12 protein-coding genes are annotated in these 13982 nt (G+C 72.4%); 5 read left to right on the forward strand and 7 right to left on the reverse strand.

The features are described 5' to 3' along the window. Positions 1-92: 92 nt before the first annotated feature. Genes AC07AB_RS22475 through AC07AB_RS22485 form a run of 3 tightly spaced genes read right to left on the reverse strand, consistent with a single transcriptional unit; the run spans position 93 to position 3471 of the window. Positions 93-977, reverse strand: coding sequence for an SDR family oxidoreductase (locus AC07AB_RS22475; RefSeq protein ID WP_478569609.1), 885 nt, complete (start codon positions 975-977; stop codon positions 93-95). Beyond that, on the reverse strand, positions 974-1942 hold the full coding sequence (locus AC07AB_RS22480; protein ID WP_478569610.1) for an alpha/beta fold hydrolase: 969 nt from the start codon (positions 1940-1942) through the stop codon (positions 974-976). Before AC07AB_RS22480 ends, AC07AB_RS22475 begins: the two co-directional genes overlap by 4 nt. Further along, positions 1939-3471: a flavin-containing monooxygenase gene (locus tag AC07AB_RS22485; RefSeq protein ID WP_478569612.1), complete on the reverse strand. Its 1533-nt coding sequence runs from the start codon at positions 3469-3471 to the stop codon at positions 1939-1941. The genes AC07AB_RS22480 and AC07AB_RS22485 overlap by 4 nt, the downstream gene beginning before the upstream one ends. Positions 3472-3673: 202 nt before the next feature. On the opposite strand from AC07AB_RS22485, the gene AC07AB_RS22490 reads away from it, so the two are divergent. The 3 genes from AC07AB_RS22490 (at position 3674) to AC07AB_RS22500 (ending at position 7109) form a co-directional block, all read left to right on the forward strand. Then, positions 3674-4405, forward strand: a complete 732-nt coding sequence (locus tag AC07AB_RS22490) for a MerR family transcriptional regulator (RefSeq protein WP_478569650.1) — start codon at positions 3674-3676, stop codon at positions 4403-4405. A 160-nt stretch (positions 4406-4565) separates the two neighbouring features. After that, positions 4566-5771 (forward strand): helix-turn-helix domain-containing protein, encoded by a 1206-nt coding sequence (locus tag AC07AB_RS22495; RefSeq protein WP_478569614.1) that lies wholly within the window; start codon positions 4566-4568, stop codon positions 5769-5771. A gap of 243 nt (positions 5772-6014) precedes the next feature. Next, positions 6015-7109 (forward strand): methyltransferase domain-containing protein, encoded by a 1095-nt coding sequence (locus AC07AB_RS22500; protein WP_478569652.1) that lies wholly within the window; start codon positions 6015-6017, stop codon positions 7107-7109. 62 nt (positions 7110-7171) lie between these two features. On the opposite strand, the gene AC07AB_RS22505 is transcribed toward AC07AB_RS22500, so the two are convergent. Beyond that, complete coding sequence (locus AC07AB_RS22505) at positions 7172-7969, reverse strand: exodeoxyribonuclease III (RefSeq protein ID WP_478569616.1); 798 nt, start codon at positions 7967-7969, stop codon at positions 7172-7174. A gap of 66 nt (positions 7970-8035) precedes the next feature. Here AC07AB_RS22505 and AC07AB_RS22510 point away from each other — a divergent pair, with 66 nt between their 5' ends. Beyond that, positions 8036-8518 (forward strand): GNAT family N-acetyltransferase, encoded by a 483-nt coding sequence (locus AC07AB_RS22510; protein WP_478569618.1) that lies wholly within the window; start codon positions 8036-8038, stop codon positions 8516-8518. Between the two features lie 177 nt (positions 8519-8695). Here AC07AB_RS22510 and AC07AB_RS22515 read toward each other — a convergent pair whose 3' ends face one another. From AC07AB_RS22515 to AC07AB_RS22525, 3 genes are all read right to left on the reverse strand, one after another. Continuing rightward, positions 8696-9388 carry an alpha/beta hydrolase gene (locus tag AC07AB_RS22515; protein ID WP_478569620.1) on the reverse strand — a complete coding sequence of 231 codons (693 nt, stop codon included), beginning with the start codon at positions 9386-9388 and terminating at the stop codon, positions 8696-8698. 128 nt (positions 9389-9516) lie between these two features. Then, positions 9517-10014 carry a DUF1269 domain-containing protein gene (locus AC07AB_RS22520; protein WP_478569622.1) on the reverse strand — a complete coding sequence of 166 codons (498 nt, stop codon included), beginning with the start codon at positions 10012-10014 and terminating at the stop codon, positions 9517-9519. A gap of 98 nt (positions 10015-10112) precedes the next feature. Then, a complete protein-coding gene (locus AC07AB_RS22525) occupies positions 10113-11381 on the reverse strand; it encodes an ATP-binding protein (protein ID WP_478569624.1) in 1269 nt (422 codons plus the stop codon). A 236-nt stretch (positions 11382-11617) separates the two neighbouring features. Here AC07AB_RS22525 and AC07AB_RS22530 point away from each other — a divergent pair, with 236 nt between their 5' ends. Further along, the gene (locus tag AC07AB_RS22530; RefSeq protein ID WP_478569626.1) at positions 11618-13819 is read left to right on the forward strand and encodes an alpha-N-acetylglucosaminidase; all 2202 of its coding nucleotides are present in this window, start codon (positions 11618-11620) and stop codon (positions 13817-13819) included. The last annotated feature ends 163 nt before the right edge of the window (positions 13820-13982 follow it).

Raw genomic sequence — 13982 nt, forward strand, 5'->3', positions numbered from 1 at the left:
TCAAACCAAACCCCCCCCCTTCCCCCCCCCCCCCCCCCCCCCCCCCCCCCCCTCCCCCCCCCCCCCCCCCCCCCCCCCCCCCCAGCGGCCCGTCACCGGCTCGCGCGGGCCTTCTCATCCGCCTCGCCGCCCGCGCCCAGGAGGCTGCCGCGGAAGCCCTCCAGGCGGGGGCCGAAGCGGCGCATCTCGCGTTGGCCGACCACGCCGATGAGGGTCGGGAGGTAGCCGCGTACGGACTGCATGCCGCGCAGCCACCACTGGGCGTAGACGTGCGAGGAGCGGCGTTCGATGCCTGCCACCAGGCGGTCCACGGCGGGGCCGAGGGGGTAGGTGCGGTTGGTGGGCCAGGGGAGGCGGCTGCGGAGTTCGCGCATGAGGTCGTCCTGGTCCGCGCCGCGCACCATGTCGGTGTCGGTCCAGCTCAGATAGCCGACCCCGACCCGTACGCCCCGGTAGCCGACCTCCGCGCGCAGGCTGTGCGCGTACGCCTCGACGCCCGACTTGGACGCGCAGTAGGCCGTCATCATCGGCGCCGGGGTGACGGCGGCCAGCGAGGCGATCTGGAGGAGGTAGCCGCGGCTCTCCATCAGTACGGGCAGGAAGGCGCGGCCGGTGACGGCGCCGCCGATGAGGTTGACCTCGATGACCCGCCGCCACGCCTCGGGGTCGGAGTCGACGAACGGGCCGCCGGCCGCCACCCCCGCGTTGGCCACGACGATGTCCACCTTGCCGAACCGCGCCTTGACCTCCCGCGCGACCTGGCCCATCGCCTCGTGGTCGGTGACGTCGGCGTGCCAGTGCGCGGCCTCGCCGTGCAGCGACTCGGCGACCCGCCGCAGTTCCTCCGGCTCCAGCCCGACCAGCGCGACCTTCGCGCCGCGCGCCGACAGTTTGCGGGCGAGCAGTTCGCCGACGCCGCGGGCCGCGCCCGTGACCACCGCGACCTGTCCCTCCAGGCTGCTGCGCTGACGACTCATACGGTCCGCTCCTCGGCTGTGTCGTGGGGGCCCTGGGGCCCTTGAGTGTCCCGCGCCAGTACGAGGTAGGCGGTGACCAACGCGCGTATGGCGCCGCCGACCGCCTCCGGGTCCTCGACCGGGGTCATGTGGCCGAGCCCGGGCAGCTCGGTGAGGCCCGCGCAGTCGGGCAGCCGGGCCGCCAGCCGGCGGGCGTGCACGGCCGGGGTCAGCCGGTCCGCGGTGCCGACGACGACGGCGGTCGGAGCGCTCAACTCCCCTATGCGCGCTTCGAGATCGAGCTCCGCGAGGACCGCGCCCCAGGCGGCGCGGACCCTGCGGTCGCAGGCGTGCACGATCCGGGCGCACGCGTCCACGGCGGCGGGCGGCGCGGCCGGGCCCAGCGTCGCGTACTTCAGGACGCGCCTGCCGAGCGGTGTGACGGGGCCGAGCGGCGCGCTCGTGCCGAGGACGGAGCGGGTGAGCCGGCTGCGGACCCGGCCGGCGGCCAGCGGCAGCACCAGCGCCTCCGCGAGCAGCCCCGAGACTCCGGTGCTGCACAGCAGCGCGGCGGCCGTGCGCTCCCGCACCGCCGGCCGGCCGGCGGCGGCCACCACGGTCATGCCGCCCATGGAGTGCCCGGCCAGGACGGCCCGTTCGCCCTCGATCAGCGTCGCGTCCAGCACCGCCGCGAGGTCGTCGGCGAGGGCGCGGGTGCTGTAGCCGCCGGGGCCGGGGGCCGGGCTGCGGCCGTGCCCGCGCAGGTCGTACGCGATCACCCGGTGGCTGTCTGACAGCTCCCGTATGACCGGGGCCCAGAAGGCCGTGGAGCAGGTCCAGCCGTGTATGAGGACGACGGCGGGCGCGCCGTCGGGGCCGTGCGTCTCGACGTGCAGGGCGGTGCCGTCGGCGGAGGTCGCGGTCAGCGTGCGCCGCGGGGCGGGCGGCGCGTACGCCCCTTGGGCGCGCGGTCGCGCGGGGCTCATGTGCGCGCCCCGGCGGGAGCGGCGGCCGTCTCCGTACGGGCCGGGGCGCGCAGCACCTCGTACTCGGTGAGGTCGACGCGGCGGGTGGCCCTGCGGAACTCGGCGGTCGTGCCGGGCCACACCGTGGTGTTGCGCCCGTTGGCGTCGAGATACCAGCTGTCGCAGCCGCCGCTGTTCCAGACCGTGCGCTCCATGCGCGCCTGCACCTTGTCGTTCCAGGCCGTGACGGCCGCGGGCCGGGCGTCGAGGGCGGCCTTGCCGCCGAGGGTGGTCAGCTGGCGCATGAAATCGGCCAAATAATTCAGCTGGGACTCGATCATCAGGATCATCGAGCTGTTGCCGAGCCCGGTGTTGGGCCCTATCACCGTCATGAAGTTGGGGAACCCGGTGGCGCTTGAGCCGCGCAGCGCCGCCATGCCGTCCTTCCACTCCTCCGCGAGCGTCGTGCCGTTGGCCCCGGTGACGCGCTGCGCTATCGGCATGTCGGTGACGTGGAAACCGGTGCCGAAGATGACCGCGTCGGCCTCGGTCTCGGTGCCGTCGGCGGCGACGAGCGTGGAGCCTCGCACTTCCTTGAGGCCGGAGGCGACGACGTCGACGTTGGGCGCGGCGAGCGCCGGGTAGTAGGTGCTGGAGAGCAGGATGCGCTTGCAGCCGATGCGGTAGTCGGGCGTCAGCTTGGCGCGCATGGCCGGGTCCTTGATGGTCCGGGCCATGTTGCGCTTGGCGATGGTCTCGACCAGGCCGAGTTCATTGGGACGCTTGGTGAAGGCGCTGACCTGCAACTCCCGGATGCCCCACAGGAGTCCGCGGCGCGCGGTGCCGGTCGCGGGGATCTTGTTGTGCAGCCAGCGCTCGACGCCCGTGATGGCCCGGTCGACGCGCGGCATGACCCAGGGCGGGGTCCGCTGGAAGAGGGTGAGGCCGCTGACCTCGGGCTGGATGGCGGGCACGATCTGAATGGCGGAGGCGCCGGTCCCGATCATGGCGACGCGCTTGCCGCGCAGGTCGTAGCCGTGGTCCCAGCGGGCCGAGTGGAAGACCTTGCCGGGGAAGCCGGCCAGGCCGGGGATGTCGGGGATCTTCGGGTCGGAGAGCGGGCCGGTCGCCGAGACGACGACGTCGGCGGTGAGGTCGCCGCGCGCGGTGCTGATCTCCCAGTGCAGCGCGTCCGCGTCCCACCGCATGGACCGCACCTCGTGGTCCAGCCTGATGTGCGGCCGCAGCCCGAAGGTGTCGGCGACGTTCTCCAGGTAGGCGCGGATGTGCCGCTGGCCGGAGAAGGTGCGCGGCCACTCGGGGTTGGGGGCGAAGGAGAAGGAGTACAGGTGCGAGGGGACGTCGCAGGCGCACCCCGGATAGCTGTTGTCCCGCCAGGCGCCGCCGACGGATTCGGCCCGTTCCAGGACCACGAAGTCGGTGATGCCCTCGCGGCGCAGCCGGACGGCCGCGCCCAGGCCGCCGAACCCCGATCCGATCACCGCCACCCGTACGTGCTCGTGCTGGCGCTCACGCTCGCGCTCGGCCATGCCGCCGCCTCCCGAGATCGTCCATCCCGTACGTAACCGCGCCAGCAATCACTGGCGCAATTGGAGAGTAGGGCAGCTCACTACCGAGCGGTAGGGGGCGCGAGCGAGGAAGTTACCGGCGGTCGCCCCTGTCGGGCGGCGCCGACCTGCGGCATAGGCTGCTTCCGTGGCTGAGAACAACGCGGCAGGGCGCGAGTACCGAATGGCGGAGCTGGCCGAGGCGGCCGGGATCACCGTCCGTACGCTGCGCTTCTACCGCGAGCGCAAACTGATCCCACCGCCCCGCCGCGAGGGCCGCATCGCCTGGTACGACGAACACCACCTCGCCCGGCTCCGTACGGTCGCGGCCCTGCTGGAGCGCGGCCACACCCTCGGCGGCATCGCCGAACTGCTCACCGCCTTCGAGAGCGGCCGGGGCGTCGGCGAACTCCTCGGCCTGCGGAGCGCGATCGCCACCCCCTGGTCCGAGGAGACCCCGGTCCGGCTGAGCCCCGAGAAGCTCGCCGACCACTTCGCCGGCGAGGTCACCCCCGAGAACCTCGCGGGCGCCCTGGACATCGGCTATCTGGCGGTCGACGGCGACGAGATCGTGCACGTCAGCCGCCGTCTCCTGGACGCGTCCAGCGCCCTGGTCGACAAAGGCGTCCCGCTGGCCGCCGTGCTCGCCGCCGGCCGCGACGTCCGCACACACGCCGAGGCCCTGGCCGAGACCTTCACCACCCTGATCTGCGATCACGTCCTGAGCGGCCTGCTGGACCGCACCGTCCGGGGCGAGCCGCTGCCGCCCGACGAGATCGACCGGGTCACCAAGACCCTCGCCACGCTCCGCCCGATCGCGAAGGACGTCATCGACGCCGAACTCTCCATGGCGATGGACCGCCACATCCAGGCCGAACTGGACGCTTGGCTGACGGCGGAGGGCGGGGCGGAGTGAACGGGCGGCGGGGGCGAGGCATTCGCTCGGATGCCGACAGCGGATGCGCCGACAGTAGATGCGCCGACAGCCTTCGTCACACGAGGACAACCGGCTTGGCCTTCCCCGCGAGTTGATCAGCGGTACCGTTTCGATTGCCTGCACCGGAACGGAGTTGAGCATGTCACGCCCGGATGACGATCATATCGGCGCACGTATTGCTGACTACCGCAAGCTGCGCCACCTCACGCAATTGGGCCTCGCTCAACGCGCCTTCGTCTCACGCGGCACGATCGCGAAAGTAGAGGCGGGCCTGACACCTGCCACCCCAGCCATGGTGGCCGCGGTGGCCAGGGTGCTCGAAGTCGATATAGCCGCCCTCAACGGCCAGCCGTATATCTCAGAGATGCGGCAGGATCGTCTGGACCGGATGATCGCTCCCTTGTCCGACGCGCTGGACCTCTATGACCTGGGACCGGACCCCGACATCATCCCCAGGGAAACGAACGTCATGTCAGCTGAGGTTCGCGAACTGTGCGCCGACGCCTGCGCCACCGAGTACAAAGCCATCGGCTCGAAGCTGCCGGGCCTATTGGGAGAATTGACAACGGCTTTCAGCGCCCCGACCACAGGCGTTGACCGCCAGCGCATCGCCGTCTCGCTCAGCTGGTCCTATTGGGTCGCTTATGAGTTTGCTTACCGGTTGGGCTACCACCAGCTTGCGTCAATCGCCCTTGAGCGAATGGGCTGGATGGCAGAACAAGCACAGGACCCCCTCTTGTCGGCGATTCGGCTGAACAAACGCAGCAGCATGCTCTTGCGCCGGGGCGACAGCCGCATGGCATTGAAGGTTCTCGAACGCGGGCATCAGTTGGTGAAACAACACGACGACGCCGACTCCATCCCCGCACTCGCCGTCTCCGGGAGCCTCTACCTGGCCGGCGCAATCGCGGAAGCTCAGGCTAAAAATCCGGAGGCCGTAACCGGCCACATGGACTTGGCACGAGAAACTGCCTCGCGAATCGGCAGGGACGTGCCGCGTGCGTATTGGGCCTCCTTCGGCGCGACCAACGTGGCTCATTTCGATGTAGCCACCGCGGTGGAATTGGGCAAGCTGGGCGACGCAATGAAGGCAGCGCGCCATCTGCACTTCCCCGCCGAACACCCCAGGATGCGAGTAGGCCGCTACTACATTGAAATGGCGCGCGCCTACGCCCAGATGGGAAAGACCGAGGCGGCCGAGCGGTCCTTGCTCCGGGCACGAGAAGTCGCGCCGCAGCAGGCCCGGTACCACCCGTTGCTACGGGAGACGATCGCCGTACTGGTCCGTCGGCAACGCCGGGCACCGGCGGGCCTGGCGTCGCTGGCCGCCTGGGTGGGCATGTAGCGCTGTGGTCACGGCCCGAGTGTTCCCCATCGAGGAACACTCGGGCCTCTGCATTCCTGGAGGCTGGTGGGTGACAGCAGACCCCCGCAACCGCGCGAACGGTCCGGGGGCATGGCCATCAACCCTCCCTGACCCGCCGTCCCCCGACGGAGGCCCGAAGGCCGGTGCGCTGTGAGTGGGGATGAGCGGCAGGACGACCAGGCCGCAACCTGCCGCCAGGCGGTCAACACCGCCTCTCTGACCATGGGTTGGGCCCCGGAGTATGCCGCCGTGCCGCGGAGCGGCTTCCTGCCGGACCGCATGTGGCCCTTCGACATGGAAACCGGCCGGAGCGTGTACGCCGGCCGCACGGACGACCCGGCCGCTTGGCAGAGGTACGCGGACGCCGATATCCCCATCGTCACGCAGTGGGATGACGGGAGACACGAGGGCACGGAGCCGGGACAGGTAGGGACCAGCTCCGTCTCCATGCCGTCCGTCGTCTTCCGGATGCTCCGGGACCTGGATCTCCAGGCCGGTAGCCGCGTGCTGGAGATCGGTACCGGCTCGGGGTGGACGGCGGCACTCATGGCCCACCGCGTCGGAGGCCGGAACGTGACCTCCGTAGAGGTGGACGAGGCCGTGGCGGACGCGGCCAGGCGGTCCCTGGAACTAGGCGGCTTCGCGGTCGAGGTGGTCACCGGCGACGGCTTCGAAGGATACCCGCGGGGAGCGCCCTACGACCGGATCATCGCCACGGTGGGCGTGCGCACGCTGCCGTGGGCGTGGGTGGAGCAGACACGGCCCGGCGGCGTCATCGTGGCTCCCTGGGGCACGCACTACAGCCACCAGGACGCCGTGGCCCGGCTGTCCGTCTCACGGGACGGCCGGCAGGCTACGGGGCCGTTCACGGGCCCGGTCGAGTTCATGAAGATGCGGGACCAGCGCCTCCCGTTCGAGGGGCATACGCCGTACGCCGCCGGCATGGCGGACGGCTCCACGTCCTCCAGCTCCGTCACGGAGACGGAGTTCTGCCGGGGGAGATTCAGCGCACCGGAGTTCGCCATCGGGCTTCGGGTGCCGGACATCGCGCGGCGTGCGGCCGAGAAGCGGAACGGCGCGCTTCCTGTGTGGTTCTACGGCCTGTCGGACCGGTCGGTGGCGTGCGTCATGTTCCGTGACGGCCAGGAGGCGAAGGTCTGGCAGGCGGGCCCGCGCCGGCTGTGGGACGAGGTGGAAGCGGCCTACCGATGGTGGGACGGCTGTGGCGAACCGGATCACACCCGGTTCGGGCTCACGGTGACCGCCGACGCGACGCGCGCATGGCTGGACGACCCGACCCGATCCTGGCTCCTTTGAGAACAGCCCCTGTCCACGCACCCGTCCCCTCGGGTGCGTGGACGGGGCTCCCTGCCGCGCCGCTACCCCTCGAAGACCACAGTCACCGGCGCGTGGTCGCTCCACCGCAGGTCGTAGCTGGCGGCGCGTTCCACCTCCGCCTTGACCGCGCGCCCGGCGAGACCGGGCGTGGCGACGGCGTAGTCGATGCGCCAGCCCGCGTCGTTGTCGAACGCCTTGCCGCGGTAGGACCACCAGGAGTACGGGCCCTCGACGCCGGGGTGCAGCGCGCGGACCACGTCCACGTACGACGCCTCGTCGAAGACGCGGGTCAGCCAGGCGCGCTCCTCCGGGAGGAAGCCGGCCTTCTTCTTGTTGGCCTTCCAGTTCTTGAGGTCGGCCTCCTGGTGGGCGATGTTCCAGTCGCCGCAGACCAGCACCTCGCGCCCGTCCGCCGCGGCCCGCTCGCGCAGCTCGCCGAGGTAGGGCAGGAACTCGGCCATGAACCGTTCCTTCTCGTCCTGCCGCTCCGTGCCGACCTCGCCCGACGGCAGGTAGAGGCTGGCGACGGTGGCGCCCGGCAGGTCGATCTCCGCGTAGCGGCCGGACGCGTCGAACTCCGAGGAGCCGAATCCGATCCGCGCCGCCTCCGGCTCACGCCGGGAGTAGAGGGAGACGCCCGCGCGACCCTTGGCGGCGGCCGGGGCGTGCACGGTGTGCCAGCCGTCCGGCTCGCGCACCTCCTCGGGGAGCTGCTGGGGCTCGGCCCGTACTTCCTGGAGGCAGATGACGTCGGCTCCGGTCCCCGCGAGCCAGGGCACGAAGCCCTTCTTGGCGGCGGCGCGCAGCCCGTTCACATTGACGGTCGTAACAGTGAGCATTCCGGCACGATACCGACCCTTGGGGCACTCTGGCCTCGCACACCCATTCGACCTTACGATACCTCGATGCAGATCGTGCCCGCGGCGTACGACCACCCCGACGCCGTCAAACTCAACGACCAGGTGCAGCTGGAGTACACGGAACGCTACGGCGAGGAGGACCTGACGCCGCTGGACCCGGCGCAGTTCGACCCGCCGCACGGCCTGTACCTCATCGCCTACGACGACGACGGCGACGGCGCGCCCGTCGCCACCGGCGGCTGGCGCGTACAGGACGCCAACGACGAGGCGTACGAGGACGGCGACGCCGAGCTGAAGCGGATGTACGTCATACCCGAGGCGCGCGGACGCGGCCTGGCGCGGGCGATACTCGCGGCGCTGGAGGACAGCGCGCGCGAGGCGGGGCGTACGCGCATGGTGCTGGAGACGGGCATCAAGCAGCCCGAGGCCATCGCGCTGTACACCTCCTGCGGCTACACGCCCGCGCCGAAGGTCGGGCTCTACCGCTTCCACGAGGAGAGCCGCTGCTACGCCAGGGCGCTGCGCTGAGGCTCGGGCCGAGAACCTGTGCCGTCTCCCCTGACCGGTGAGCGTCTGCGGTGGCTGGGCGGGTTCGTTCCCCGAGGGCGCGGGGCGGGGCCGAGTCCGGACGGGGCGGAGTCGTTCGGATAGCGGCGGCGGGTGGACCGGTCGCCCTCCTCGGCGCAGCCGGCTGACGCACCGGTGTCAGCCGCTCGCGTTCGCGGCCTCTTCGATGAGGTCGGTGACCTGGCCTGGCCGGGAGGCCAGTGAGGCGTGGCCGGCATCCAGTTCGATGATCTTGCGCGGGTTCATGCGCCGGGCCATGCGGTTCTCGTTGTCCGGGTGGATCATGCGGTCACTGGTGGAGACCTGGTACCAGGTCGGCTTCGCGCGCCAGGCCGGGGCGGTGACGGTGTCACCGAAGGTCGAGGCCAGCGGCGCCTTCTGCGTCACGGCCATCACCCGCGCCTCGTCCTCCGGCAGGTCCTGCGCGAAGCTCTCGCGGAACTTGTCCTGCTTGACCCATAGATAACCGTCGGAGTCCGGTGCGAGGTTCTCGAACGCCGCCGGGGGCTTCTCCTGGCTGATCTGCCCCGGGCTCTCGCCGGCGTCCGGCGCGAACGCGGCGATATAGACCAGCCCCGTGACATTGGGCAGATCGCCGGCCTCGGTGATCACCGCACCCCCGTACGAGTGGCCCACCAGCAGCACCGGCCCGTCGATCTGCCGCACCATCTTGCGGGTGCGTTCGGCGTCGTCGGCCAGCGAGGTCAGGGGGTTCTCCACCGCGTGCAGCGAGCCGAAGTCCCGACGGTGCAGCTCGGTGATGACCTTGGCCCAGTGCGCGGCACCGCCCCAGAAGCCATGGACCAGAACGATTGCGGGCTTCGCAGCCATAGGACTGCCCTTTCGGCCGAGTCGAGGAGTCGTCCCGCCCAGCAGACTCCAACCCCACGACCGCCGCGCGCCGGGGCCCGCCACACAGGTGACGCCCCAACCTGCCGGCTCTGCGGCCGAGCCCCCCGTCAGCGCCCCTCCGCGATCGCCTCCTCCACCCCCTTGCGGACCTCCTCGGCCGGGTAGCGGACGACGCCCGGGCCGTAGGGAGCGAGCGCCTCGTCGACGATTTCCGGGAAGTCCTCGGCGACCTCCGCGATCAGGACGGTCGACCCGGGCGGCACCTCGGCGGCGAGCATTTCCAGGGCGGCGCTGGAGGCGCTGGCCTGGCGCGCGTCGTGCGCGCCGCCGAGCAGCCCGCCCGCGCCGAAGCCGATCATGATGCCGAGCGGGCCGCCCAGGATGCCGACGAGCCCGCCGACCAGGCCGCCCACCGCGAAGCCCTTGGCGTCGCTGCTGTTGTCGACGCTGTCGGGGAAGTCCAGCGCGCCCTCCGCGTCGCGCGTGATCACGGTCGCCTCGCGCAGCTTGACGCCGCCCTCGGCGTGCGCCTGCCGCAGCGCGTCCAGTGCCAGGCGGCCCGTTTCGGGCCGGTCGAGGTCCATGAACAGGACGTTCTCGGTCATCGCCGCCGCTCCAGGGGTGAGATGGGGAACCCTCGCTTCCACTCTTGCGGCTGCCCGGCCCGTACGCACCTCAGACATGTCCGTACGCACCCCCGCCGTCACCCCCGCCCCTCCGGCACCCGGCCCGTCTCCGTCTCCTCCTCCGTATGCACCGACGCGCTCAGGTCCAGCACCGCCTCCGCGCCCCCGCCCGCCGGGTTCGCGAACCGCAGCCGTGCCCCGAGGACCCGGGCCTGACCGGCGGCGATCGTCAGTCCGAGGCCCAGCCCCCGCCCCGAGCCGTCGGCGCCCTGCCCGGCGCCGGTACGGAACCGCACCGGGCCGCGCGCGAGCAGCTCCGCCGGGAAGCCGGGCCCCTGGTCGCGGACCCGCACCACCCCGCCCTCGATCTCGACGCGCACCGGCACGGCGCCGTGCCGGAACGCGTTGCTGACCAGATTGGCGAGTATGCGCTCCACACGCCGGGCGTCCGTCTCGACGAGCCCGGCCCGTACCACCCGTATCTCCAGACCGGCCTGGGCCGGCGCAGTGGCCGAGCGCACCGCGCGCCGCACCAGTTCGTCCAGCGGCCGCACCTCTGTCTCGGCCCGCTCGGCGGACCCGTCCAGGCGCGCCACCTCCAGGACGTCCTCCATCAGCCCGCTCACCCGCCGCGCCCGCTCCCGCACCATCTCGGTCGGCCGCCCCGGCGGCAGCAGCCCGGCGGCGGCGACCAGCCCGGCGACCGGGGTGCGCAGCTCGTGCGCGATGTCGGAGGTGACGTCGCGCTCGGCCTGGAGGCGGGCGGCCAGCGCGTCGGCCATGGTGTTGAGGGCCGTGGTCAGCCGGGCGATCTCGTCCTTGCCGCGCGGCGTGATCCGGGCGCTGAGGTCGCCCTCGGCGATCCGCTCGGCCGTACGGGCGGACGCGTCGAGGCGGCGGCCGAGCACCGCGGCGAAGGCCACGCCGATCACGCAGGCGAGCGCCGTGCCGATCGAGCCCGCGAGCCACAGGTCGCGGTCGAGGGCTTCGAGCTTGCGGTCCTGGCGGAGGTAGGAGTGCCGGAGCGCGATGACGTCCTTGCCGGAGCGCCGGGCGGCCCACAGTTCCGGCTCCTTGCCGCCGCGGTCCAGGTAGACGCCGGTCTCACCGCGCGCGACGGCCTCGCGCAGGGGCGTGGGCAGCACGGCGGGGTTGATGAGGACGCGGCGCCGGTCGACCCCGGCGGCATGGTCGTCGACGGCGATGGAGAGCCGGGAGCGGATGGTGTCGCGGGAGGTTTCGAGCGAGTTCACGGCCGTGCGGTGGTGCACGACGAGGCCCATGATGACCGCGACCAGGGCGGCGGTGGCGGTGATCGCCACACCGATCTTCGTACGCAGTCCCATGGGCTCAGGCTCCTCCACGGCTGACAGGTTGCGGGCCGCTGCGCCCGACGATCGTGCCGGGTCGTCGCACAGAGGTCCAGGAGCTGGTCGGAACGGGTGGGGCCATTCGTGCCAAATGTAACCGGCGCGGCCGGATTGCCGCCCGTGCCCTTGACCTGTTCCTGTCGACTGCTCATAGGATCACCGCGCTCAAGTGGTCCAGCCCAGTAGCCGCAGCGCCATGGTGGAGGTCACTCATGCACATCGCCCGACGTACGCTGCTCGGCGCTCTCGCCGGGTCCGCAGCCCTCGGAGTCGCCGCCACGCACCCGGCCGCAGCCGCCCCGAACCCACCAGGCCCCCTCACCACGGGCGGTGCCGCCGCGGCGAGAGCCCTGAGACGGCTGCTGCCGCACCACCACCGGCAGGTCACCTTCCGCACCCTCCGCACCCGCCCCGGCCGGGACTCCTACCGAGTCTCGGGCACAGCCGGACACATCGTCATCGAAGGCACCACGCCGGCCGTCCAGCTCGCCGGCTTCCACTGGTACCTGCGCCACGTCGCACACGCCCACTTCTCCTGGAACGGCGCGCAGACCGACCTGCCCGGCCGCCTCCCCGGCGTCGGCGCCCCCATCGGCAAGTCCGCGAACGTCGCCCACCGCTTCGTCTTCAACGACACCAACGACGGCTACACCGGCCCGTACCACGGCTGGGAGTACTGGGAGCGCGAGCTCGACGTCCTCGCGCTGCACGGCTACAACGAGGTGCTGGTCTACGCGGGCGCCGACGCCGTCTACCACCGCGCCTTCCAGCGGCACGGCTATACGGACGCGGAGCTGCGCCAGTGGGTGCCCGGCCCCGCCCACCAGCCGTGGTGGCTGCTCCAGAACATGTCCGGCTTCGGCGGCCCCGTCTCCCGGGAGCTGCTGGAGCGCCGCGCGGCCCTCGCCAGGAAGATCGTCGGCCGGCTGCGCGAGCTGGGCATGACGCCCGTGCTCCCCGGCTACTTCGGCACCGTGCCGCCCGGCTTCGCGGACCGCAACCCCGGCGCGCACACCGTCCCGCAGGGCGTGTGGGGCGGCTTCCCGCGCCCCGACTGGCTCGACCCGCGCGACGAGCACTTCGCCCGCGTGGCCAAGACCTTCTACCGGGTGCAGGACGAGCTGTACGGAGCCACCTCGATCTACAAGATGGACCTGCTGCACGAGGGCGGCAGCCCCGGCGACGTGCCGGTCCCCGAGGCCGCGCGCGCCGTGGAGAAGGCGCTGCGCACCGCCCACCCGGGCGCCACCTGGGCCATCCTCGGCTGGCAGACCAACCCGCGCCGCGACATCATCGACGCCGTCGACAAGTCCAAGATGCTGATCGTCGACGGCATCTCCGACCACTACCCCGAGGTCGTCGACCGCGAGCGGGACTGGGCCTCCACGCCGTACGCCTTCGGCTCCATCTGGAACTTCGGCGGCCACACCGCCATGGGCGCCAACACCCCCGACTGGGCCGCCCTCTACGACCAGTGGCGCACCAAGCACGGCAGCGCCCTGAACGGCATCGCCCTCATGCCCGAGGCCGCCGACAACAACCCCGCCGCCCTCGCCCTCTTCAGCGACCTGCCCTGGACGGACGGGCCGACGCCGCTGGCGGAGTGGTTCGCCCAGTGGCCCGCCCAGCGGTACGGCGCCGCCGACGCCCACGCCGTACGGGCCTGGGACGTGCTGCGCCGCACCGCCTACGGCACCAGCCGCGCCGACGGGTGGAGCGAGCCCGCCGACGGCCTCTTCGGCGCCCGCCCCGACCTGGCCGTCACCCGCGCCGCCTCCTGGTCGCCGCCGAAGCTCCGCTACGACGCGGCCGAGTTCGACAAGGCGCTGCCCGCGCTGCTGGCCGTCGCCCCGTCGCTGCGCGGCACCAGCGCGTACCGCTACGACCTCCTGGACGTGGCCCGGCAGACCGTCTCCAACCGCAGCCGGCTGCTGCTGCCGCTCATCAAGGCCGCGTACGAGGCCGGGGACCGGGCCCGCTTCCGGGCGCTGACCGGCGAGTGGTTCGCGTGGATGGCCCTGCTGGAGCAGGCCGTCGCCACCGACGAGCGCCATCTGCTGGGCCGCTGGATCGCCGACGCCCGCGCGTGGGGTTCGTCCGCGGCCGAGCGCGACCGGCTCGAATTCGACGCCGTCTCGCTCCTGACCGTATGGGGCAACCGCTCCGGCGCCGACGACGGCAAGCTGCACGACTACGCCAACCGCGAGTGGTCCGGGCTGGTCGGCGGCCTCTACACGCTGCGCTGGAAGACGTACTTCACGGAGCTGGAGGCGGCCATGGAGGGGCGGCGCGCGGCCAAGGCGATCGACTGGTTCGCCCTGGAGGACGACTGGACCCGGCACCACCCGCCGTACTCGGCGCAGCCGAAGGGCGACATCGTGCGGGTGGCGCGGCGGATCGCGAAGCGGCTCTGACGGGGCGGGGGGGGGGGGGGGGGGGGGGGGGGGGGGGGGGGGGGGGGGGGGGGGGGGGGGGGGGGGGGGGGGGGGGGGGGGGGGGGGGGGGTGGTGGGGGGGGGGGGGGGGGGGGGGGGTGGGATAGGGCGGGAGGTCGTGCGCCTGACGGACTTCCACCTGC

The sequence above is a fragment of the Streptomyces sp. NPDC044033 genome, from assembly GCF_056434425.1.